Annotated in this window: 21 protein-coding genes and 1 pseudogene; 13 read left to right on the top strand and 9 right to left on the bottom strand. The window is 49.2% G+C overall.

The window, feature by feature from the left end; all coding sequences use genetic code 11:
• Nucleotides 1-11: 11 nt before the first annotated feature.
• Nucleotides 12-3029, bottom strand: a complete 3018-nt coding sequence (locus ACF8OF_RS01980; protein ID WP_392495556.1) for a DEAD/DEAH box helicase family protein — start codon at nt 3027-3029, stop codon at nt 12-14.
• Nucleotides 3030-3038: 9 nt separating this feature from the next.
• Nucleotides 3039-5039, bottom strand: coding sequence for a site-specific DNA-methyltransferase (locus ACF8OF_RS01975; RefSeq protein ID WP_392495554.1), 2001 nt, complete (start codon nt 5037-5039; stop codon nt 3039-3041).
• An 85-nt stretch (nt 5040-5124) separates the two neighbouring features.
• On the opposite strand from ACF8OF_RS01975, the pseudogene ACF8OF_RS01970 reads away from it, so the two are divergent.
• Nucleotides 5125-5247, top strand: a pseudogene (locus ACF8OF_RS01970) (IS3 family transposase); the annotation flags it as partial.
• A gap of 247 nt (nt 5248-5494) precedes the next feature.
• Here the strand turns inward: ACF8OF_RS01970 and ACF8OF_RS01965 are convergent.
• Nucleotides 5495-6358: a YicC/YloC family endoribonuclease gene (locus ACF8OF_RS01965; protein WP_015422373.1), complete on the bottom strand. Its 864-nt coding sequence runs from the start codon at nt 6356-6358 to the stop codon at nt 5495-5497.
• Between the two features lie 124 nt (nt 6359-6482).
• Here ACF8OF_RS01965 and rph point away from each other — a divergent pair, with 124 nt between their 5' ends.
• Both rph and pyrE read left to right on the top strand, forming a co-directional pair.
• Entirely contained in the window at nt 6483-7211 is a 729-nt protein-coding gene (rph, locus tag ACF8OF_RS01960) for a ribonuclease PH (RefSeq protein WP_072871569.1), read from the top strand.
• A gap of 80 nt (nt 7212-7291) precedes the next feature.
• Nucleotides 7292-7939 (top strand): orotate phosphoribosyltransferase, encoded by a 648-nt coding sequence (pyrE, locus tag ACF8OF_RS01955; protein WP_262859832.1) that lies wholly within the window; start codon nt 7292-7294, stop codon nt 7937-7939.
• Nucleotides 7940-8011: 72 nt separating this feature from the next.
• Here the strand turns inward: pyrE and slmA are convergent, their stop codons facing one another.
• From slmA to coaBC, 3 genes are all read right to left on the bottom strand, one after another.
• Nucleotides 8012-8605 (bottom strand): nucleoid occlusion factor SlmA, encoded by a 594-nt coding sequence (gene slmA / locus ACF8OF_RS01950; protein WP_025152337.1) that lies wholly within the window; start codon nt 8603-8605, stop codon nt 8012-8014.
• Between the two features lie 104 nt (nt 8606-8709).
• Nucleotides 8710-9168 carry a dUTP diphosphatase gene (gene dut / locus ACF8OF_RS01945; RefSeq protein ID WP_025152338.1) on the bottom strand — a complete coding sequence of 153 codons (459 nt, stop codon included), beginning with the start codon at nt 9166-9168 and terminating at the stop codon, nt 8710-8712.
• Entirely contained in the window at nt 9146-10360 is a 1215-nt protein-coding gene (coaBC, locus tag ACF8OF_RS01940; RefSeq protein WP_262859831.1) for a bifunctional phosphopantothenoylcysteine decarboxylase/phosphopantothenate--cysteine ligase CoaBC, read from the bottom strand. Before coaBC ends, dut begins: the two co-directional genes overlap by 23 nt.
• A gap of 196 nt (nt 10361-10556) precedes the next feature.
• On the opposite strand from coaBC, the gene radC reads away from it, so the two are divergent.
• The 6 genes from radC (at nt 10557) to mutM (ending at nt 15327) form a co-directional block, all read left to right on the top strand.
• Complete coding sequence (gene radC, locus ACF8OF_RS01935) at nt 10557-11231, top strand: DNA repair protein RadC (protein ID WP_392495552.1); 675 nt, start codon at nt 10557-10559, stop codon at nt 11229-11231.
• A gap of 247 nt (nt 11232-11478) precedes the next feature.
• Nucleotides 11479-11715, top strand: coding sequence for a 50S ribosomal protein L28 (gene rpmB / locus ACF8OF_RS01930; protein WP_015422374.1), 237 nt, complete (start codon nt 11479-11481; stop codon nt 11713-11715).
• Between the two features lie 11 nt (nt 11716-11726).
• Nucleotides 11727-11894 (top strand): 50S ribosomal protein L33, encoded by a 168-nt coding sequence (gene rpmG / locus ACF8OF_RS01925; protein ID WP_004236665.1) that lies wholly within the window; start codon nt 11727-11729, stop codon nt 11892-11894.
• Between the two features lie 429 nt (nt 11895-12323).
• Nucleotides 12324-13256: a glycosyltransferase family 2 protein gene (locus ACF8OF_RS01920; RefSeq protein ID WP_392495549.1), complete on the top strand. Its 933-nt coding sequence runs from the start codon at nt 12324-12326 to the stop codon at nt 13254-13256.
• A 564-nt stretch (nt 13257-13820) separates the two neighbouring features.
• The gene (locus tag ACF8OF_RS01915; RefSeq protein WP_392511424.1) at nt 13821-14507 is read left to right on the top strand and encodes an O-antigen ligase family protein; all 687 of its coding nucleotides are present in this window, start codon (nt 13821-13823) and stop codon (nt 14505-14507) included.
• Nucleotides 14508-14517: 10 nt separating this feature from the next.
• The gene (gene mutM, locus ACF8OF_RS01910; RefSeq protein WP_392495546.1) at nt 14518-15327 is read left to right on the top strand and encodes a bifunctional DNA-formamidopyrimidine glycosylase/DNA-(apurinic or apyrimidinic site) lyase; all 810 of its coding nucleotides are present in this window, start codon (nt 14518-14520) and stop codon (nt 15325-15327) included.
• On the opposite strand, the gene coaD is transcribed toward mutM, so the two are convergent.
• The 3 genes from coaD to waaA are packed head-to-tail and all read right to left on the bottom strand — an operon-like array spanning nt 15328 to nt 17866.
• Entirely contained in the window at nt 15328-15813 is a 486-nt protein-coding gene (gene coaD, locus ACF8OF_RS01905; RefSeq protein ID WP_025152344.1) for a pantetheine-phosphate adenylyltransferase, read from the bottom strand.
• Nucleotides 15810-16589, bottom strand: coding sequence for a glycosyltransferase family 2 protein (locus tag ACF8OF_RS01900; protein WP_392495545.1), 780 nt, complete (start codon nt 16587-16589; stop codon nt 15810-15812). Before ACF8OF_RS01900 ends, coaD begins: the two co-directional genes overlap by 4 nt.
• Nucleotides 16589-17866, bottom strand: coding sequence for a lipid IV(A) 3-deoxy-D-manno-octulosonic acid transferase (waaA, locus tag ACF8OF_RS01895; RefSeq protein ID WP_279797275.1), 1278 nt, complete (start codon nt 17864-17866; stop codon nt 16589-16591). The genes ACF8OF_RS01900 and waaA overlap by 1 nt, the downstream gene beginning before the upstream one ends.
• 224 nt (nt 17867-18090) lie before the next feature.
• On the opposite strand from waaA, the gene rfaQ reads away from it, so the two are divergent.
• From rfaQ to ACF8OF_RS01875, 4 genes are read left to right on the top strand one after another with little or no spacing between them, the layout of a single operon-like run.
• Entirely contained in the window at nt 18091-19164 is a 1074-nt protein-coding gene (rfaQ, locus tag ACF8OF_RS01890; protein ID WP_262859824.1) for a putative lipopolysaccharide heptosyltransferase III, read from the top strand.
• A complete protein-coding gene (locus ACF8OF_RS01885; protein ID WP_262882295.1) occupies nt 19161-20288 on the top strand; it encodes a glycosyltransferase family 4 protein in 1128 nt (375 codons plus the stop codon). Before rfaQ ends, ACF8OF_RS01885 begins: the two co-directional genes overlap by 4 nt.
• Nucleotides 20288-21409 (top strand): glycosyltransferase, encoded by a 1122-nt coding sequence (locus ACF8OF_RS01880; RefSeq protein ID WP_392495543.1) that lies wholly within the window; start codon nt 20288-20290, stop codon nt 21407-21409. Before ACF8OF_RS01885 ends, ACF8OF_RS01880 begins: the two co-directional genes overlap by 1 nt.
• A gap of 11 nt (nt 21410-21420) precedes the next feature.
• Complete coding sequence (locus ACF8OF_RS01875) at nt 21421-22398, top strand: polysaccharide deacetylase family protein (RefSeq protein ID WP_392495542.1); 978 nt, start codon at nt 21421-21423, stop codon at nt 22396-22398.
• Nucleotide 22399: the final 1 nt, after the last annotated feature.

Here is a 22399-nt window from a genome sequence, read left to right as displayed (position 1 = left end):
TGTAAAGTTAATTAGCCATGCAATGCTTCTGCTAAATTCGTGACCACATCGTAATTCACGCCGATTGCAGCAAAATGCTTCTCGCCGCAGGCAATTTTATCTTGCTCGGGCTCACGTAGTTCTTTGCGGTTACGTGTACTTTTGGTTTCTCGTACCAGATACAGTTTTTCTTCACCCTCTGTCACCAATGCCCAGTCAGGGTTATAGGGGCCAACGGGGGTATCTATCTTAAAGCTGGCGGGTAGTTTGCAGTAAAACTTGATCCGATCGTCATTATCACAAGCTTTGGCAAATTCACGTTCAACTTCTGAATCGTACTCAACGAAATCAAATAGTGTCTTATCTTGGTTTTGCACTTCGTACAGATTATTCAAGTAGCGGGTTATCCCGAGTTTGGCTTCTTGTTCGATGTTGTGCATTTCATAAACACTACCACCGACCTTTTCATACTCGATACCTCGCACTGTCACGTGATGCAAAACATCCTGAATACACTGGGTAACTTGGTTAATAAACACTTGCGGATTCTCAGGAAAGTCCTTTAACCTGCCACCGTTTTTGAGTATCTCTGCTAAAGTGTGGCGGGTCAGCTCAGTACTGTTTTGCAGATAAGCCAATAGATCGGGCAAATCCGGTGACTGGCTTATTTCTCGCACGCCGCCAGAAATTTGCTCCCCTTCGATCCCGGCCTTGTTGGTATCTAACCGATAGACTTCAGTTGTTATCCGTGAGCGGTGAATGGGCGGCATTTCCGCAATGGCTTTAGCTGCCGCTTTAACCAGCTCATCGGTATCAAAGGTCACGCGGAATCGGGTTCGCTGGCTGATGCGCTCCCAGAGCTCTCTGAATGCCGGGTCTAGTGTAACGTTTTTACGAAGTGTCAGCGTGCGTTTGTCCCGCGCATTAACAATTCTATTCCTGAACACGTATTTATTTATCTCATCCGTGACCTGTGGTCGCATGTGTGCCCATTCCGGTGGAAGGTCAAGAATGAAGTGAGGATTTTTAGGATCGAATTTATCCGTCACCCTGCCTTCTGCATCCAGATAGCCATTTTTTTGTAACGAGCTAAAAATCACTTCTGACGCTTCTTGTCCAATATTCACATATTGACGAGCGTCAGGATTAGCCAACTTAGCAAAGGCATTGATCCCCAATTTACCAAAGCCTATGCCGTAGTCTTCCTCATACTCAGTCTGCAGTTGCTTAGCGAAATCATCATATGATTCGTTAGCTATCACGGTTAGTCTGTTCACCGAAGCATCATGAACACGTTCGCCGTTTTGGTTTACAGGCAAACGCAAGCCCCGGCCAATTTCCTGACGTTTTCTATCAGTGCTTTTGGTTTCGTTTAACGTACAAATCTGGAACACATTGGGGTTATCCCAACCTTCCCGCAATGCGGTGTGGGAGAAGATAAAACGCAGAGGCTCGTCAAGAGACAGCAAGCGTTCCTTATCGCGCATGATCAATGAATAGGTATCTTCATCGTCTTTAGTCTTACCCGTGGTGTCCTTCGCAATGCCTTTTTTGTCTTGCGAGAAGTAGCCGTTGTGAACTTCTGCCACAGGGAAATTCAACAGCCCACGATACACGGGTTTCTGTGTTAGTTCGTTGTAAGCTTCTTCAAACCAACGCCCCAGCTTGCCTAAACTGGTGGTGCCGTCGTCATTGTATTCGCGGTAGTTTGATACTTTATCGATAAAAAACAGAGAAAGGACTTTGATCCCTTTGCCTTTAACGGCAAGTTCTTTCCTGAGATGCTGCTCTGCGGTTTCATAAATCTGCGCTCGCATCAGCTCGCCGTTTAAGCCACCGAGTTGCTCACCCAATCGCAATACTTGACCATTTGCGAACTCAACATGTTCGATCCCCGGCTCACAACTAATGTTGGCGACAATCCACCCATGTTGATATTCCTGTCGTTCTTTCGACGAAGTGTATAAATCGGCACCTTGCTTAACGGTAACCTGCTTTTTCTTTGGTCCGGTTTTATCCTGCACATTAATTTGCAGCTTAGCCTTAATGCCGTTTTTGTTATCCACTTCTTTTAAAGCGACGAATGTATTGTTGAAGCTTTGCTCTTCAACCATGCTGGCGACTTCAATACGTTTCACCAACTTAAGATCATAGGCTTCTATCGGCCCCAGGCTATACAGCAAGTTGTAAGGGTTCTTGTGCGTTGCGGAATAACGCAAGGTACAAAGCGGATTCAGGTTGTGCAGGGCTTCAGAACGCTTGGTTTGGTCTTTTCTGGTGTCGCCCTCAACCGACTGAGGTTCGTCGATAATGACTATCGGATTAGCCGCACGAATAAAGTCGATGGGTTTGTTGCCACTCAGCTTGTCTTGCTCACGGTTGATAATATTTTGCTCTTTCTCAAAAGCCTGAATATTGATCACCATGATCTGGATTTTGTTGCTCGAACCAAACTGGCGTACTTGCCCCAGCTTAGAAGAGTCATAGACAAAATGGTCGAACGGAACATGGTCGTAAAGCTTTCGAAAGTGCTCCCGCATAATCTGAATGCTTTTCAGCACCCCTTCGCGAATCGGCACACCCGGCACTACGATGATGAACTTGGTAAACCCATAGGTTTTATTGAGTTCAAATAAGGTGCGCAGGTAAACGTAAGTTTTACCCGTGCCGGTTTCCATCTCTACCGAAAAATGCGGCACATGCTTTTTAAGCTTATAGGTGCCTTTTTTATCTTCCTGCTCTAAGTCAAACGAGGTGCTGAGCAATTCATCAGCGAGAACAATATTATTGGTTTCCTGCACTTTACGCAGGTTTCGGAGCAGGTGCTCCTGTGTGAGCACTAATTGGTTTGAGACAGCAGCAATACCACTAAATCCATCGCCATCGAGTGAGAGTTGACTACCACCCGATTGTTGCCCTACAGAAACAGTAAACGCATCCTGTGCGAGAGGTTGTTCTTCGAACAAATCAACCGCAGCCTGAACCGCATCTTTTTGGTAATCGAGCGTGGCATTAAATTTAAGCTTGAGCCCTGTTGATTGATTAGACATGACCGCTCCTTAAACCACTTTGAAGACCATTTCGGCTTCGCTATCTTGCGAGCGGGCTCTAAACGCCTGAGCCGTATTGGCTTTTAGCTGATCATTGCCCCGGAAGCCTTTATCCAGACAGATAAATTGCATAGGCTCCAATGCGATAACAGCATCAGTTAGTTCTGCGGTAAGTTGATCTTCAAGGCAGATTAGTAAAGCGCGATTTGCAACTGAAAATACGGTTTTGCCATTCAGGTTGATAGACTCAATTGATTCGGTCGGTTCAAAACCTGCTTTAAGTAAAATTTCAAAAAGAATTTCGTGCTGCCCTTTACCGGCAACGATGTTGTTTACGCTCAGTTCCAACTGTGCCTGGATCTGTTCAATGCTGCTGTTTGCATTGGCTTGCCAATCTTTAAAGCATGATGTGGTAAGTTTTAATACTTTAAATCCGGTATCAAAATTTGCCCCTTTCGCCTTATATATGTCGGATGCTTTTTTAATTCGATCCAGACATATATCGGATATTTTTTTGTAACCTAATTTGAATGCCCCGGACTTTTCATCACATTTCTCTGGTAACTGTACTAAGATGAAATTTCTGTTCACACCATCATCGTTCTGCAAATCCATTAAAGCATGGGCGGTACTCCCTGAACCTGCAAAAAAGTCAACAGCAATACCACCGTCTCTCATGACAAATTCAAATAATTCTTTTAATACTAATTCATCTTTAGGGTGGTCAAAAACGTCATCACCCATTAGTGCTCTTAGCCGTTTTGTCGCTGCCCGGCCATCCTGATAGAAAACACTGTAAGGTACCTGGTCTTCCTTGTCTTTAAGATAGGACTTGATACACGGAACTGCAGATTCATTTGGCCCGAAATGTACGCGTCCATTTTTGATCATGTCATTCATTTTTTCAGGATCAGAAAACATCCACCCTCTTGAAGGAATTTTCACGGGTTTACCGGTAATAGGATGCAGAACCTCATATTTGGGCCCGCCGCCACCGGGCCAGGAAATATCAGCAGGGAAGTACACTCCGTTCTTATCAATTACCGAGTAGTGTTTATGCTGTTTTGCTGGCGCAGAGTTTGGCAGTTCTTTGAACCATGCTTTTAACAATCGAGTGGCTTCTTCAAAATCGCTATTTGCTGCTTTAACTGCTTTATCTGCCGCTTTGTAGATATCCTCCAATCCCTTCTTCTTCTGTCGCCAGGTAATTTTATTTTCAGATAGGCAGGCTGTAGATTTTACATAACAAACTACATATTCATGAGATACCGAAACCAGTTTTGAATCGTTCTTTCGTCCACCAGACCAAGTGAATTGTGCAACAAAGTTTTCTTCGCCAAATATCTCATCCAATAATCTTCTGGTGTTTTCAACTTCGTTGTCGTCAATTGAGACAAATATAACTCCGTCATCTTTTAGCAAGTTTTTAGCTAAATAGATTCTTGGGAACATCATATTCAGCCATTTGCTGTGAAATCGACCTTCGGAAGTGGTATTAGTAGTGAACGTTTTTCCTTCATCATCTAACAGACCTGCATAAGCAAGATAGGTATCTAAGGTTTCCTGATAATTATCCGGATAGATAAACTCGTTGCCGGTATTGTACGGCGGGTCGATATAGATCATTTTCACCTTGCCGTAATAGCTCTTTTGCAACAGCTTCAGTACTTCAAGGTTGTCACCTTCAATAAATAGGTTTTTGGTGGTATCCCAGTCTGCAGACTCGTCCGGACAGGGCTTTAAGGTTGCACGGCTTGGCTCCTGAATCATTTTCATACAGTCGCGTTTACCCGGCCATTCCATTCCATAACGCTCGCGTCGTCCCTCATAGATATCTGAGAACGTCCCCAACTCGGCCTTAAGGCGTTCAAAGTCAATGGATGACACGACATTGCCGTCAGCATCTTTCGTTTCGGTAAACACACCGGGGAAGAGTTGTTTTAGTTCATCACGACGCTGAGCGGCAATATCCAGGCTTTCTCCGCCCATCACTTCTGGCTTATGTGTCATCTCGTTTTCACTCTTTTAAATTCTGAAAATTAATCTATCAGGCTCACGTCAGATAGTGTCTGATCCCATTACCTTGCAGTGGTACTCGATCTGTTTGCGCGGAAACTGCCGGGATAACAGTCCGATGGAGCGCTTCTTCAGGAGCCTGAAAAACGAGTGGGTACCGGTGACCGGCTACACCAGCTTCAGTGAAGCTGCTCATACAATCGAAAAAACGCTAAAACCGTGGCCAGTTTTAGTTGACTGCTGCAGTCATGCAAATTGCCCATTTTCCGACCTCAAAAAATGGGGGAGTACAATCCCGCTAAACAAACTATAGCGAGAAAATACTCCCCAACCTACTGCCCATAACTACCAAAACCTAGTAGGTCCGCAATGGATGTCATGAGTGTCATTTCTTCATAATCTAATGATTTATAATGGCTTTGCGTCCATCCTTGACCACTGGTAAAGCGTTACTCAATGTTTTGAATCTGCTCACGCATCTGCTCAATCAGCACTTTCAGTTCAATCGCGGAACTGGTGATATCGGCATTGATGGATTTTGAGGCGAGGGTGTTCGATTCGCGGTTGAACTCCTGCATCATAAAGTCCAGACGGCGACCAACGGCCTCTTTTTTCTTCAGGATATTATGGGTTTCTTTCACATGGGCATCGAGGCGATCTAACTCTTCCGCCACGTCAATACGCTGTGCCAGCAGGATCAGTTCCTGTTCCAGACGGTTCGGATCGACCTGAATCTGTGCATCATCCAGTTTGCTCTGCAGGCGCTCACGCTGCCATAACAGGATATCCGGCATCTGCGCCCGGACTTTGCGGACTTCTTCGGTCACACCGTCGAGGCGCTGTTCGATTAAGGTCTTCAGTGCCGCGCCTTCACGTTCACGGGCATCGATAAAGGCGGTGATGGTATCATCGAGAGCAGCCAGCAGTTCTTCACTGATGGTGTCCAGATCCTGTTCCTGTGCGGACATCACACCCGGCCAGCGCAGAATTTCCAGCGGATTGATTTCCCCTTCGTGACTGTAGTTTTTAACCCAGTTTGCGGCAGCAACCAGTTGTTTTGCCAGGTCTTCATTCATATTCAGCCCGCTTTGCGCGTTGCTGCTCAGGTCAAAGCGGAGGTTACACTCAACTTTTCCCCGGGTCAGACGCTGGCGCAGACGCTCACGGATCACCGGCTCCAGGCTGCGGAGTTGTTCCGGCAGACGGATGTAGGTTTCAAGGTAGCGCTGGTTAACAGAGCGGAGTTCCCATGCGGCAGTGCCCCACGGGCGTTTGACTTCCTGACGGGCAAACGCGGTCATACTACGGATCATGATATCTGTCCTGTGATGGATTTATTGCTCTGATTATAGCGCTGTTATGGTGTTAAGGCATAGGCATTCACCGGTTTAAGCCGTATAATGCGCCCCCAACAGTTAACTGAACCGGAGAATCACTATGAGTCAGTCATCACGTCCCGCTGGCCGGGGAACAGACCAGGTGCGTCCTATTACTATCACCCGTCATTATACCAAACATGCCGAAGGCTCTGTGCTGGTCGAGTTCGGTGACACTAAAGTGTTATGTAATGCCTCCGTTGAAGAAGGTGTGCCGCGTTTCCTGAAAGGTCAGGGACAGGGCTGGATCACAGCCGAATACGGCATGCTGCCGCGCGCAACCAATTCCCGTAATGCCCGCGAAGCCGCCCGTGGCAAACAGACCGGCCGCACAATGGAAATCCAGCGCCTGATCGCGCGTTCGCTGCGTGCTGCGGTTGATCTGACCAAACTGGGCGAGTTCACCATCACCCTCGATTGTGATGTTATCCAGGCTGACGGCGGCACCCGTACTGCTGCTATCAGTGGTGCCTGTGTGGCCCTGGCTGATGCGCTGAATCAGATGGTCGCAAAAGGCCAGCTGAAAGCCAGTCCGCTGAAATCCATGGTTGCCGCCGTTTCTGTCGGTATTGTGGACGGCGAGCCGCGTTGTGATCTGGAATATGTTGAGGATTCTGCGGCAGAAACCGATATGAATGTGGTTATGATTGATGACGGGCGGATGATTGAAGTCCAGGGCACGGCAGAAGGTGCGCCGTTCAGTCATGATGAATTGTTATCACTGCTGGCCCTCGCAAGGGGCGGGCTGGAAACCATTTTCACCGCCCAGAAGGCGGCATTAGAAAATTAATCAGAAGGCGACGTGATAGTCGCCTTTTTTATGCCTGTGATTCAGGCACGTTATCCGTCAATCAGAATCAGGAGATCCCGATGAAAGCTTATCAGCGCGAATTTATTGAACTTGCGATGAAAAAACAGGTACTGAAATTTGGTGAGTTTACGCTGAAGTCCGGCCGGAAAAGCCCGTATTTCTTCAATGCCGGGTTATTCAATACCGGGCGGGATTTGGCACTGCTCGGACGCTTTTATGCGGCAGCATTATGCGACAGCGGCGTGCAGTACGATGTCCTGTTCGGGCCTGCCTACAAGGGCATTCCGATTGCAACGACAACAGCCGTTGCACTGGCTGAGCATCATGATCTTGATATGCCGTACTGCTTTAACCGCAAGGAAGCCAAAGATCACGGGGAAGGCGGAACACTGGTCGGCAGTCCGCTGAACGGACGGATTATGGTGGTGGATGATGTCATCACGGCCGGAACAGCTATCCGTGAGTCAATGGAAATCATCAGACAAAACAATGCCACACTTGCCGGTGTGATGCTGAGTCTTGATCGTCAGGAAAAAGGCAAAGGTGAGTTATCCGCCGTCCAGGAAGTGGAGCGGGACTATGGTTGTCAGGTATTTTCCATTATCACACTGAATGATTTAATCAGTTATCTGGCGGAAGATCCGCAGATGGATACCCATTTGCAGGCTGTACGGGCTTACCGTGAGCAGTACGGGATTGAAATCTGAGCCGGACAACAGGCAAAAAAAAGCCCTCGCCCAATAAAACGGGCGGGGTGAGTAGTTTAACTAAAAATGGTATTACTGAAGTTGTGCAAGGAGCAACGGCCAGCGGGTTTCAAATTCCTGTGTTGGCCGGTACTTAAATTCTGAGCGTACAAAACGGGACAGCATGCCTTCGCAAAAGGCGAGTAACTGAGATGCTAACAGGCTTTCGTCATAAGTAAAACCGCTGCCGTCACGGATCCGCTTTTCTTTTAAGACCTGACGCAACTGAGCTTCGATCCGTTCATACAACTGATTAATTCTGCTCTGTAATTTATCCTGCTCAAACATCAGTGCGTGACCGGTCATGATACGGGTCAGGCCGGGGTTCTTTTCAGAGAATCCCAGAATCAGCATCAGAATCAGTTTGATCCGCGAGATTGTCTCTTTTTCATCCTGAAGAATGAGGTTTATCCGCGAAATCAGTGAGTCCTCAATAAATACGATCAGGCTGTCGAACATTTTTGTTTTGCCGGAAAAATGACGATAGAGCGCTGCTTCTGAAACACCCACACTGGCGGCAAGTTTGGCGGTTGTTATACGCTGGCTGCCGTCGCTGGACTCAAGCATCTGCGCAAGCGCCTGCAGGATCTCCTCGCGCCTGTTCTTCTTTTTTGTACTTTCTGCCATGTCAGATAAAACCCCTGCGTTAACGCAAAAACACATCTGCCGACTGACAGCGGTACACCAGTACGGCTGTCAGAAAAGTGGCGGAGATAACGGCGTTATTAGTATTATTGACGGCCTGAATGGCCAAATCCGCCGGCTCCGCGTTCACTTTCGGTAAATTCTTCAACAATATTGAATTCAGCCTGAACAACAGGAACGATAATCATCTGTGCGATACGCTCGCCCGGCTCAATTGTGAAGGTGGTATCGCCACGGTTCCAGACGGATACCATCAGCTGGCCCTGATAATCAGAGTCAATTAAGCCCACCAGGTTGCCGAGAACCACACCATGTTTGTGACCGAGCCCGGAGCGCGGCAGCACCATTGCCGCCAGGGTCGGGTCGGCAATATGGACAGCAAGGCCGGTCGGCAGTAACAGTGTCTGGCCCGGCTTCAGCTCAGTGGCTTCATCCAGGCAGGCACGTAAGTCCAGACCCGCAGAGCCCGGCGTGGCGTAGGCCGGTAACGGAAATTCCCCGCCGATGCGCGGATCAAGAATCTTAATGTCGATTTTTTTGGTCATAGTGTTTCAGTATTTCGTCCAGTAAATGGTGGCTGAGCTCTGATTTGCTCATGTTCGGTAAGCTGATATCGCCGGTATGCCAGTACAGATGCAGGGCATTGTTATCACTGTTAAACCCTTGGTTTTCAACAGAAACATCATTGGCGCAAATCATATCGAGCTGTTTTTTCACCAACTTACCGCGCGCGTATTCTTCCACATTTTGGGTTTCCGCTGCAAATCCAATCACAAATGGCCGGTTTTTTTCCAGTGCGCCGACACCGGCGATCACATCCGGGTTTTTCACCATCGTGAAGGTGATTTCGTCGCCCTGTTTTTTAATCTTCTCGGGCGCAACCGCTTTGGCGCGGTAATCGGCAACGGCGGCACAGCCGATAAAAATATCCTGCTGCGGGGCTGTTTTTTGTGCAGCATCATTCATATCACAGGCACTGCTGACATCAATACGTTTAACACCCGGTGGTGTCGGTAGTGTGACAGGCCCGGCAATCAGCGTGACATCCGCGCCGCGTGCTGCGGCAGCTGCGGCAATGGCAAAACCCATTTTACCGGAGCTGTGATTGCTGATAAAACGCACCGGGTCGAGTGCTTCGCGTGTCGGCCCGGCGGTAATGGCGAGACGGATGCCGGACATATCCTGTTTTTTACGGAAGTGCTGTTCTGCCCGTGAGACTATCTCTGACGGATCCAGCATGCGTCCCGGACCAATATCACCACAGGCCTGGCTGCCGCTGTCCGGCCCCCAGACGGCAAAACCGAGTTGTTCCAGGTGTGCGAGATTCTCCTGTGTGGTCTGCGCACGGTACATCTGCTGGTTCATGGCCGGTGAAACGGCGATGGTGGCATCAGAGGCCAGGCAGATAGTGGTGACCAGGTCATTTGCCATACCGGCGCTCAGGCGGGCAATCAGATCAGCGGTGGCGGGCGCGAGAATAATGAGATCCGCCCATTTTCCCAGCTCAATATGACCCATTGCCGCTTCCGCAGCAGGGTCAAGCACACTTTCAGCCACCGGGAAGCCGGAAACGGCCTGGAGTGTGAGCGGGGTGATAAATGCGGTCGCAGCGGGTGTCATGGCGACACGGACAATGGCACCCCGGTCACGCAGACGGCGGACAATCTCAGGGGCTTTATAGGCTGCGATACCACCACTGATACCCAGAACTATCTGTTTTCCTGTCAGTTCGGACATTGTGTTTGATCCAGTTATTTTTCGGAGATACGCGATTTTACCACAACACCGCCGTATAGGTAGGGTGCTGTGTATTTATCCAGCTAAATAATGTTTTTTCTTCGGCGCATCTCGCAAAAATAGCCTGTTTTATACGGAAAAACCGCCGGAGCTGACATACTTTTTCCGGTGAAACAGGGAAACCGGCGGGGGAAAAATGGACAATATAACCGGAAATACGGCGCTGATGCCGAGAGAGAAACTGATCGCTTACGGGGCATCCGTTCTGAGTGATTCAGAATTACTGGCTATTTTTTTGCGTACCGGCACCCGTGAGCGGCCGGTGCGGCAGTTTGCGGAGTATCTGCTGGAGGTCTTCGGGTCACTGCACCGGCTGCTGACCGCCGGGTATGAGGAATTCAAATCCCTGAACGGGATCGGGGACAGTAAGTTTTGCCAGATGCAGGCGATTGTCGAATTATCCCGGCGCTATTTCAGCAGTCAGTTTCAGGAAACACAATTTCTCAGCAGTGCCTGTACCGTAAAGGCCTATCTTAACCAGCGGATGGCTTGGCAGGAGCGGGAAGTCTTTGCTGTGCTTTTTCTTAATAACCAGAACCAGCTTATCCGTTATGAAGAGCTGTTTTCAGGGACAGTAAACTGCGTGGAAGTGCATCCCAGAGAGATTTTGCGTCTGGCGCTCAAAGTGAATGCAGTTTCTGTGATTCTGGCGCATAATCACCCCTCCGGTAACGAAAACCCCAGCCGGGCTGACCGCCTGCTGACAAAAAAAATTGTTCAGGCATGTGAGCTGGTAGGGATAAACGTGTTGGATCACCTGATTGTCGGGAAATTCAATATGTTTTCGTTCGCAGAACACGAGATGATCTGAGCAGTTTTTTTCGCAGAAACACGCGATCTTTACTGTTCGGGTCTTGAGCGTTTGCGCCGGAAAGCGTATACTACGCCACCTTTGAGGATCTTGGGTTTGGCGAGAAGAGCCTATCTCAGCATATTTTTGCTGGTTGACAGAGCAATTTCCCGGCGAGTCAAAAGTAAGCTGAGATGGGCTCCTAAGCCTGACGAGGCAGCCTCACCCAATACAAAGCTCGAGCTGATTAGATTTTTGGAGAATAGACATGTCCCGAGTCTGCCAAGTTACTGGCAAGCGTCCGATGAGCGGTAACAACCGTTCTCACGCATTAAATGCGACCAAACGTCGTTTTCTGCCGAACCTGCACTCTCACCGTTTCTGGGTTGAGTCTGAAAAACGTTTCGTGACTCTGCGTGTATCTGCTAAAGGTATGCGTATCATTGATAAAAAGGGTATCGAAGCTGTTTTAGCTGATTTACGTACCCGCGGTGAGAAGTACTAAGGAGCTGAAAAATGGCTAAAGGTATTCGCGAAAAGATCAAACTGGTTTCTTCTGAAGGTACAGGTCACTTCTATACCACTACGAAGAACAAACGTACTATGCCTGAAAAACTGGAAATGAAAAAATTCGATCCGGTTGTTCGCAAGCATGTAATGTACAAAGAAGCAAAAATTAAGTAATTTCTGCTTTCTGATTGAAAAAACCCGGCTCCGGCCGGGTTTTTTATTGCCTGTTTACCGGAGAAAGGTAAACGGCAGAGGGCAATATGGTCATCTGTTTTCACTTTCTGGGTTATCTGGTATAATATATCGTAATTTTATGAATTGTTGGTGCTTTCATATAAAATGATATCATTCATAACGTTAATTAGCGATAAAATGGCAGATAAATCGGGTACTTATCTTAAATACTGATTGTAAGAGTATTAAAATATTCAGATTGTTGTATCATTTACAGGTACTATTATCTCGTCAGAACATACAACTATAACGGCTGATTTATTTATTATTTTTATATAGTTTTTATATGATTACTGAGTTGGCGTGACAGTGATAGCCGGAATCAGAGTCAGTTTACTTCACAGATAAAAACGAATGTTGGAATATGATATGAGTAACCCGGTTATTTCGGTCATGATTGCAGTACATAATGCGGCGTCATCAATCAGGGCCGCATTAGAGAGTCTGGATAATGCCCTGAATGAGAATGGTTCTCCGGAACGGGTTGAAGCGATCATTATTAATGATGGTTCCACAGATAAATCGTTAGATATTATCAATCATTATCAGCCGCGAAATTTTATTAAGGTTGTTGAAACAGTCAACTTTTCTAATATTGGTAAAGTCCGTCATTATGCGTATTCATTATCCCGCGGCGAATATATCACAGCGTTAGACAGTGATGATATGCTGAAAAACGGTGCGCTGACCCGGGTTATGGATATTATGCGGGAGCATCCGTTTGATCTGCTGATAACCCGTCTGGATGAGCATCACGACCGTCATCCGGTATTAGAGATTGAGGATAAACCGGTTGTATCCATCACACAGGACAGATTAAAAGAACTTTATCTGGAACATAAGATGGTGAAAGGGCATTTACTTGGCCGTTTTATCCGCCGTGATATCCTGACAGATGATATGTTTCCCGAAATTTATTGCTATGAGGATGTGGTTATTACGGCATATGTGATTTGTGCCGCTCAGAATATTCTGATCACAGACACTCAGATTTATTGCTATTATAAACATCGCGGCAGCTTATCCACAGAGAAAAGTATGAATAAAACCGTTCTTTTCCTGCAAATTGTTTTATCAATGGAAAATTTCTTTGTAAAAAATAAAAATGAAAAAGTGATGTTTGAAGGTCTGTTTGTTAAAGTATGTTCTGATTATTTATCCAGAAATAACAAACGCAAACTCCCGCGTTTTGTTATGGACCGGTTTAATGATATTAAAACATTTCACTTTCTGTTCAGTACTAAAGTAAGACTAAGCAGAAAAATGATGTTTTTAAAAATAAAATCAGCAGGCGTTTTTTAAATGGTGATGAACAGAACATTACCCATTATCATTGGTATGCTGATGACTTTCTCGATGGTAATTGCTTCTTTCGTGGATACCTTGTCACGGGACGCTTATTTTATACTGAGTTATTTATCCGTTATCGTGACATTCTGGCTGGTCTTTTTCAAAAAAATGATGCTTTTCCGTGATCGTGCAGCATTGCTTGTTGCGGCGTCATTTCTGCTGTTCGGACTCTCACGGGTTGCCTGGTCATTTCTGATGAATGATGACGGGATGAGTGTTTATAAAAACCATTCTCCTACTGCGTCGAGAATTATACTCGGAGCATTTATTTTTTGTGTATGTATCTTATTAAAGCGTGAACTGCGGACATTTTTCAGAAATGTATATGTTTCAGGTATTATCAAGGTATTACCACTTTATATTTTATTGTATGCACTCTATGATATTTTTGTTTTGCATAAAAACAGGGTGGAGTTAGATACAAACCGGGCAACAGTAGCAGCATACTTTATCAGTGCAATATTTTTTGTCAGCCTTCATTATTGTATTCAGGTAAAAAATAAATTAAATGTCACATTGTTTTTTACTAATCTGATTATTTCCAATGCAATTATTATTCTGACACAAACCCGTGCGGCGATAGCTATCTACCTTCTGCTTTCTGTTTGCTATACCGCCATTGTTTTCCGCAAGAGCCTGAATATAAAAACAGTGAGCATTATCGCGGTGCTTTTGCTGATTTTTGCAGGTTCATCATATGAGTTCTTATATAAATCCCGGATAAATGAAGCAATCACTGAAACTCAGGGTTATGATGTGTCAAAACCGGGGGGATCACTGGGTGATCGCTATACCATGTGGTATGCAGGGCTGTCTGCTTTTAAGCATGCCCCGATGGGACAATCGTTTCAGGCCCGTAATGACTTTATTTCAGAAAAAATAGCAGCCGGTACAATCAGTGATTCAATCACTGTCTACCTGACGGTGCATCTGCACAGTGAATTGATTGACGTGTTGTCATTGCAGGGGGTTATCGGTGGTGTACTGCTGGTGCTGATTTATCTCTCGCTGTTCTATGCCGGGATCCGGAATAAGAACCTGTTGCTGATAATGGTGACATTGTGTCTGGCCGGTTATGGCCTGACAGATGTCTTGTTCTTCAGCCGTGAGAGTATTACTGTTTATCTCCTGTGTATTGCAGTGGCGCTGGTCACCGGCGGGAAAGAAGACGCCGCACAACCGCTGCTGCCGGTTAATCGCTGAGGAGTTATCTGTGCCGGAATTACCTGAGGTCGAAACCAGCCGGCGCGGCATTGAGCCGCATCTTGTTGGTAATACCATACGTTATGTTGAAGTCCGCAACCGGCGGCTGCGCTGGCCGGTGTCAGAACAGATTGAGCGCCTGAGTGACCGGCCGGTACTCAGTGTGCAGCGCAGGGCAAAATACCTGCTGATTGAGCTGCCGGAAGGGTGGATCATCATTCACCTGGGGATGTCCGGCAGTTTGCGAATTCTTTTGGAGGAAACGCCGGAAGAGAAACACGATCATGTGGATATGGTGCTCGGTGACGGTAAAATTCTGCGCTATACCGACCCGCGCCGCTTTGGTGCCTGGTTGTGGGCGGATGACCTGGCAACCTGCCCGGTACTGGCGAACCTGGGGCCGGAGCCGCTGAGTGATGATTTTGACGCCGCGTATCTGTTCGCCAAATCCCGCAAACGAAACACACCGATCAAAAGCTGGCTGATGGATAATAAAATTGTGGTAGGCGTGGGAAATATTTATGCCAATGAATCCCTCTTTTTATCCCGCATCCATCCGCTGCGTCCGGCGAAAGATCTGACGATGGATGAGGTAATCCTCCTGGTTACCACCATAAAGCAGGTACTGACGGAATCCATCAAACAGGGCGGCACCACGCTGAAAGATTTTTTACAGTCAGACGGAAAACCCGGCTATTTTGCTCAGGAACTGTTTGTGTACGGAAAACACGGAGAATGTTGCCCGAACTGCGGACAGAAGATTGACGTGGTGAAGGTCGGTCAGCGGAGCACGTTTTTCTGCCCCGCCTGTCAGCACTGATTACGCTTTACCGAGTTTTTGCATCATTGCCTGTGCAACGGACGCAGGCAGAAATGCAGAGACATCGCCGTCATGCAGAGCCACGTCTTTGATCAGGGATGAAGAAACAAAAGAGAGGTTCTGTGACGGCAGCAGGAAAACACTCTCGAGATCCTGCGCAAAATGGCGGTTCATATTCGCCAGCTGCCATTCATATTCAAAGTCAGCAACAGACCGGACACCCCGGATCAGCACATTGGCATTTTGCTTTTTGGCAAAATTCGCCATCAGCTCGGAAAATCCCAGCACTTCCACATTCGGGATATGAGCACACACGTCCTTTGCCAGCGCAACCCGCTCATCGAGAGTAAACATCGGATTTTTACGGCTGCTGTTGGCGATCGCCAGCAGGATGTGATCAAACATTTTTGAGGCGCGCTCAAGAATATCGATATGACCGCAGGTAATAGGATCAAAAGTGCCGGGATAGATTGCGCGTGTTTTCATGATGCTGACTCATCGTTGTTGCTCACGGACCATAGGGTGGCGTATTTATTAAAGGTATATTGTGCGTTCACAAATGCAAGGATAAGCCCCTGTCTGCCATCCAGGAATCCGGCTCTCAGCAGCCAGGTTTTACAGAACGCACCGGCGGTGTGAGTCAGCACAGAGAGGAAAGAGCAGCGTTTACCGGCCAGATGGCGGGCTTTTGCCCAGTCAGCAGCATAGCGTAACTGTTTTTGCTGAAACTCAGGTAAATCGCGGCAGGTCAGGTGCAGGACATCCCCTTTCAGTGTGATGACATTGGCACCCTGAGTCTCCAGAGATTCATGAACTGCGTTACTGTTGTACTGATATTGCTCACGCGGATATAACCGCAGGACATGATCCGGATACCAGCCGCTGTGTTTCATAAAGCGCCCGAGAAACAGATTTCGGCGGGCAAAGCGGTATACGGTATTTTTCTGCGGTGCGGCAAGGACCTGTTCAATCGAATGTTTCAGCTCCGGCGTGATCCGCTCGTCGGTGTCGAGCATCAGGATATAATCCCCGGTGGCATACTGCTGGGCAATCTGCCGCTGACGGCCGAAGCCCGGCCACTCCCGGTTTTCATACACCTGAGCCTCGGCATCGCGGGCGATGGTCAGTGTGTCGTCCTGACTGCCGGAATCGAGCACAATGATTTCATCCGCCAGTCCCTGAACGGAGTTCAGGCAATCACCGATAACATCGGCATTGTTTTTGCTGATCATTACAACAGAGAGACGTTTTTTATCTGTCATCAGTGGCTCCGCGGCGGCAGATACGGGCCGAGCAACTGCATCAGACGGTGCAGTGCGCCCTGATTCTCATGAAGTACCTCGGCGGCATGCCGCCCGCAGTACAGCCGGTAATCCTCATCATTGAGCAGATTACTGACGGCGTCACTCAGACTTTGTTCATTCGTGACGGTCAGCAGGGCATCGGCCTGCTGTAATTTGCCGCAGATATTGTTGAAATTGAAGGTGTGCGGCCCCATCAGCACCGGCAGGGCGTGTGCGGCGGCTTCCAGCGGATTATGTCCGCCGCGTTCAACCAGGCTGCCGCCGACAAACGCGATATCCGCCAGTCCGTACAGCAGCATCAGTTCACCCATGGTATCTCCGACCACCACCTGTGTTTCCGGTGACGGAATGGTGTTACTGCTGCGCATGACATAGGTCAGACCGGCTTTTTCGGTCAGTTCGCGTGCTTTGGCAAACCGTTCCGGATGGCGCGGCACCAGGATCAGCAGCAGATTCGGAAAGTGCTTCAGCAGGGTTTTATGGGCACTGAGAATAATGTCTTCTTCGCCTTCATGGGTACTGGTTGCAATCCACACCGGACGGCGGGCCGCCCACTGACGGCGCAGGGTAACGGCTTTGGCAGCCAGTTCCGGCGTGACAGAAATATCGAATTTCAGGCTGCCGGTCACATGCAGTTGCTGGCGGCGCAGGCCGAGTTCAATAAAGCGTTCACCGTCTTCCTGATTTTGGGCCGCGACCAGCGTGATCCGGTTCAGGATAGTTTTCACGAAACTGCCTGCTTTTTTATAACCGGCAGCCGAGCGCGCGGACAGACGGGCATTGGCGATCACCAGCGGAATTTTCCGGCGGTGCAGTTCGGTTATCATGTTCGGCCACAGTTCGGTTTCCATGACGATCACCAGTTTCGGCTGAACGGTATTGAAAAACCGTTTCATTGACCCCGGTAAGTCGTAAGGCAGATAGACGTGGTAAACATCATCACCTAATGCTGATAAAACCCGCTCTGAGCCGGTCGGTGTCATGGTGGTGACGGTGATGGGTAACGTCGGATAATGGTGGCGTAATGCCCGGACCAGCGGCACTGCGGCGAGTGTTTCGCCCACAGAAACCGAGTGCAGGATGATACCGCCGGTGCCGGTTTTTCCTTTGCAGAAACCATAACGTTCACCCCAGCGTCTGCGGTAGGCCGGGGAGCGGCGGCTGCGCCATAACAGACGTAACCAGATAAGAGGTTGGATCAGGTAAAGCAGAACCTGGTATACACGCAGTAACATTTTATCAGTTTCGCAGATAAGATTACGGCAATAGTAGCATAAAACTAACACGAATAGCGCATTAAAAAGCATAAACCCGGTGCCGCTGACAGCCGGAGCCCCGCTGCCCGGTACAACACACTGCGCTATCTGTTAATACTGCCGGGAACGATTTGTGGTAATCTGTGCCTCAGATATTGATACCTGTTATTCCCTGATTTCTGTCTGACCCCAATGGAACTCTTATGCAAACAGCACCCGCGCCGGTACAGCGCATTTTAGTGATAAAACTCCGTCATCACGGCGATATGCTGCTGATAACACCGGTGATTAATACTCTGAAAGCGAATTACCCGGATGCTGAGGTGGATGTCCTGCTGTATCAGGAAACGGCACCGATGCTCAGCCGTCATCCCGGCATCAGCCATATTTTTGCCATGGACAGAGACTGGCGTAAAGAGGGAACCTGCAAACGTATCGGGCATGAGTGGCGTTTACTGAAATCATTGCGACAGCGCCGTTATGATCTGGTGGTGAATCTCGCGGATCAGTGGTACAGCGCGATTGTCACCCGGTTCACCGGTGCCCGTATCCGCGCCGGGCTGGATCTGCGGAAACGGCAGAGTATTTTCTGGAAAAAATGTTACACCCTGCTGGCAGATACTTCACAGGAACTGACCACGCATACGGTGGAGCAGAATCTTAACGGGTTAGCGCCGCTGAATCTGCCGGTGACTGTCAGTCATGTCACCATGGCGTATTCAGAGGAAGACCGGCAGAAGACAGAGCAGCTTTTGCAGCGTAAACAGGTGACCGGTGAGTATATTGTGGTACAGCCGACGTCCCGCTGGTTCTATAAATGCTGGGATGACGACAAAATGAGTGACGTTATCCGCACATTAGCGGATGAAGGGCATCAGATTGTGCTCAGCAGCGGGCCGGACCCGCGCGAAAAAGCAATGATTGCATCCATTCTGGCACCGTGTCAGCAGGCGGTGGCAGACGGCAGCATTGTCTCTGTTGCCGGAGAACTGACGTTGCCTCAGCTTGCCGCCCTGATTGATCGTGCAAAACTGTTTATCGGTGTGGATTCCGTGCCGATGCATATGGCTGCCGCCCTGAAAACACCCATGATAGCCCTGTTCGGCCCGACAAAACTGGTGTTCTGGGCACCGTGGCAGGCAACCGGTGAAATTATTAAGGCATCAGATTACGGCGAACAACCGCATCCGGATGATATCGATACCGGAACGGATGAACGTTACCTGAGCCCGATCCCGGCAGAAGCTGTGATTGCGGCAGCACGGAGATATTTATGAAAGAGATGCGTCTGGCGATTGTCCGTCAGAAATACCGTCCGGATGGCGGCGCGGAGCGCTTTGTCTCCCGGGCGTTGGAAGCACTGGATAACCGGAATCTGGATCTGAATGTTATCACCCGCTCCTGGCAGGGCGCTGCGGCTCCCGGCTGGCATATTCATGTGGTGAATCCGCCGAAATGGGGCCGGATCAGCCGTGAGCGCGGATTTGCTCACGCCGCCCGTGCCTGCTGGCAGAATGAAAAATTTGATATTGTTCAGAGCCATGAACGCATCGCCGGTTGTGATATTTACCGTGCCGGGGATGGTGTTCACCGCCGCTGGCTGTTACAGCGGGCGCGGGTGTTGCCGGCCTGGCGGGCGAAACTGCTGTTTGCCTCACCGTATCACCGTTATGTGATGAAGGCGGAGCAGGAGATGTACCATGACCCGCATTTTAAGCAGGTGATTTGTAATTCGGTGATGGTAAAGAAAGAGGTGATGGAAGACTTCGGTCTGTCAGAGTCACAGATTACCGTCATCTATAACGGCATTGATTCTGAGAAGTTTCATCCGCTGCCGGAAGCTGAGCGTCTGGCGCTCCGGCAGACGCATCAGATCCCGGCGGCGGCAAAATGCCTGGTGTACGTTGGTTCCGGATTTGAACGCAAAGGTCTGGCGGCGGCGATTATGGCTGTCAGCCGCAATGATGCCTGGCTGCTGGTAATAGGTCAGGATAAAGCAGAAAAAAAATATCGTCAGCTGGCGGTATCTCTGGGGTGTGCTGATCGTATCCGTTTTGCGGGCATGCAGAAACAGACACTGCCGTTTTATCAGATGAGTGACGGATTGCTGCTGCCGACGCTGTATGATCCGTTCCCGAATGTGGTACCGGAAGCGATGGCCTGCGCACTGCCGGTGATTACCAGTACCACCTGCGGCGGGGCGGAGTTTATCACGCAGGGTGAAGAAGGTTTTGTCTGTGATGCGCTGGATATTGCCGGTCTGGCAGACGCGGTTTCACAACTGCCTTGTGATCACCTCAGCAGCCGGATGTCTGCATGCGCGCGGCAGCGGGTTTTACCTTATACACCGGCGGCGTTATCACAGCAGCTTATCGATCTCTACGGGCGGGTCCTGGCATAATGAAACAGCATATTTTATTTATTATTGACGGTTTACCGGGCGGCGGCGCTGAACGGGTGGTGCTGAGCCTGAGCCACGGGCTGGTTCTGGCCGGTTATGATGTCACTCTGCTGTCACTCAGCAATACCCGTGATTATGACATCCCTGAAGGCGTGGATTATCAGGTTTCTGCAGACAGCTACCGGGGATTGTTCCACCGCCAGACAGAAATCCGGCGACGTGCCGGAAAGATGGATACGTTTTTATCCGGTCTGTTTGCCCGTAAAGGCAAACCGGCACTGGTGGTGTCCAATCTGCATAAAACCGACCGTATTGTGGCGGTATCACAGGCACTGACCGGGCTGAATGTCTGGTTTTGCCTGCACGGCATGTTTTCAGCCAGTTACCTCGGCAATAAAACCGGCCTGCGCCGTCGTCTGAAACAGGAAAAAATCCGCCGTGTGTATAACGGACGGAATATTATCGGCGTGTCCGGTGCGGTGTGCCGGGATTTGTGTGAAAACGTCGGGGTCACGCCGCAGCAGTGCGTGACCATTTATAACCCGTTTGATGTTGCGGATATTCAGCGCCAGGCGCAGGAAGATAACCCGTACCGGGGGCAGGATTACATGGTTCACCTCGGGCGTTTTCATGAGGTGAAACGGCAGGACAGATTACTGACCGCGTTTGCACTGGCTAATCTGCCGTGCAAACTGTTGCTGGCGGGTCAGGGCAGCCCGGCAGCCACACAAACGCTGAAAAGCCAGGTGGCTGAACTCGGTCTGGAAGAGCGGGTGAAATTTATCGGTTTTCAGTCAAAACCAATGCCGGTTATCCGTGGGGCGAAAGCGGTGGTACTGAGTTCCGACAGTGAAGGGCTCTCTTCTGTTCTGATTGAATCCCTGATCTGCGGTACACCGGTGGTCAGTACCCATTGTCCGGGCGGGATCGGCGAGATTATGACCGGCGAATTGACCGCCTATTTATCCGATATGACACCGGTGAGCCTGGCGGAAAAAATCCGCCTGGTTTATGAACATCCGCCGGTGATCACACCGGAGATGTATCAGAAGTTTGAGCAGCAGACGATCGTCCGCCAGTACTGCGATTTAATTCAGCCCGTCCCGTCAACACACGTGTGAGGAGCACAACCATGGCGAAACCCGCTTTTATCATCACCCTTGATACGGAAGGGGATAACCTCTGGGAATCCGGTCCGGTGATCACCACGCAGAATACCCGGTTTTTACCGCGCTTTCAGGCATTGTGTGAGAAGTACAGCTTTAAGCCGGTCTGGCTGACCAATTATGAAATGGCAACCGATGATGCCTATATTGAATTTGCGCAGGATGTGATCGCCCGGCAGACCGGGGAGATCGGTATGCATTTACACGCCTGGAACAGCCCGCCGCTGAAGGCACTGACAGCCGATGATGATCGCTTCCAGCCCTATCTGATTGAATATCCTGACGATGTGATGAAAGAAAAAATTAACGTCATGACATCACTGCTGGAAGATAAATTACAGACCAAAATGGTCAGCCACCGTGCGGGCCGCTGGGCATTCAATGAAAAATATGCCCGTTTGCTGGCAGAGTTTGGTTATCAGACAGACTGCTCGGTGACACCGCGGGTGAACTGGGCATATACCCCGGGGGCACCGGCACCCATCGGTAACGGCGGCACCAATTACCTGAATTTTCCGTCTGAAGCCTATTTTATGGATCTGAATGATATCCGTCGTCCCGGGGATTCAGCGCTGTTACAGGTGCCGATGAGTGTGCAGTTCCGTCATTCCCCGCTGATGAACGGCCTGAAACAGTTTTATGATAAGTTACGCGGCAAAAAACGCTCGCCGTCCGTGAACTGGCTGCGACCGAAAGGCGGGAATCTGGCACAGATGCAGCAGGTGGTGGATGCCTGCCTGGCGCAGGGAAATGATCATATCGAGTTTATGCTGCATTCATCTGAATTTATGCCGGGCGGCAGCCCGACATTCAGGGATGAGGCAGCGATTGATGCACTGTATGATGATCTGGAGCAGCTGTTTGCGTATATCGCACAGCGGGCAGAAGGGATGACGCTGGCGGAGTTTTATCAGCGGAAACTCGCACAGCGTCACGCATCATAAT

Source organism: Morganella sp. TYF_1 (genome assembly GCF_043105645.1).
GTDB lineage: Bacteria > Pseudomonadota > Gammaproteobacteria > Enterobacterales > Enterobacteriaceae > Morganella > Morganella morganii_B.
Note: the sequence above shows the minus strand (reverse complement) of the source record. Positions and strands in the feature narration are given on the sequence as shown.

Coding starts and splice junctions, on each gene's coding strand:
- ACF8OF_RS01880 (WP_392495543.1), top strand. CDS start 20,288: ATGAAACAGCATATTTTATTTATTATTGACGGTTTACCGGGCGGCGGC.
- ACF8OF_RS01975 (WP_392495554.1), bottom strand. CDS start 5,039: ATGACACATAAGCCAGAAGTGATGGGCGGAGAAAGCCTGGATATTGCC.
- coaD (WP_025152344.1), bottom strand. CDS start 15,813: ATGAAAACACGCGCAATCTATCCCGGCACTTTTGATCCTATTACCTGC.
- ACF8OF_RS01920 (WP_392495549.1), top strand. CDS start 12,324: ATGAGTAACCCGGTTATTTCGGTCATGATTGCAGTACATAATGCGGCG.
- ACF8OF_RS01980 (WP_392495556.1), bottom strand. CDS start 3,029: ATGTCTAATCAATCAACAGGGCTCAAGCTTAAATTTAATGCCACGCTC.
- rpmB (WP_015422374.1), top strand. CDS start 11,479: ATGTCCCGAGTCTGCCAAGTTACTGGCAAGCGTCCGATGAGCGGTAAC.
- slmA (WP_025152337.1), bottom strand. CDS start 8,605: ATGGCAGAAAGTACAAAAAAGAAGAACAGGCGCGAGGAGATCCTGCAG.
- waaA (WP_279797275.1), bottom strand. CDS start 17,866: ATGTTACTGCGTGTATACCAGGTTCTGCTTTACCTGATCCAACCTCTT.
- ACF8OF_RS01900 (WP_392495545.1), bottom strand. CDS start 16,589: ATGACAGATAAAAAACGTCTCTCTGTTGTAATGATCAGCAAAAACAAT.
- ACF8OF_RS01885 (WP_262882295.1), top strand. CDS start 19,161: ATGAAAGAGATGCGTCTGGCGATTGTCCGTCAGAAATACCGTCCGGAT.
- ACF8OF_RS01965 (WP_015422373.1), bottom strand. CDS start 6,358: ATGATCCGTAGTATGACCGCGTTTGCCCGTCAGGAAGTCAAACGCCCG.
- coaBC (WP_262859831.1), bottom strand. CDS start 10,360: ATGTCCGAACTGACAGGAAAACAGATAGTTCTGGGTATCAGTGGTGGT.
- dut (WP_025152338.1), bottom strand. CDS start 9,168: ATGACCAAAAAAATCGACATTAAGATTCTTGATCCGCGCATCGGCGGG.
- pyrE (WP_262859832.1), top strand. CDS start 7,292: ATGAAAGCTTATCAGCGCGAATTTATTGAACTTGCGATGAAAAAACAG.
- radC (WP_392495552.1), top strand. CDS start 10,557: ATGGACAATATAACCGGAAATACGGCGCTGATGCCGAGAGAGAAACTG.
- rph (WP_072871569.1), top strand. CDS start 6,483: ATGAGTCAGTCATCACGTCCCGCTGGCCGGGGAACAGACCAGGTGCGT.
- rpmG (WP_004236665.1), top strand. CDS start 11,727: ATGGCTAAAGGTATTCGCGAAAAGATCAAACTGGTTTCTTCTGAAGGT.
- ACF8OF_RS01875 (WP_392495542.1), top strand. CDS start 21,421: ATGGCGAAACCCGCTTTTATCATCACCCTTGATACGGAAGGGGATAAC.
- rfaQ (WP_262859824.1), top strand. CDS start 18,091: ATGCAAACAGCACCCGCGCCGGTACAGCGCATTTTAGTGATAAAACTC.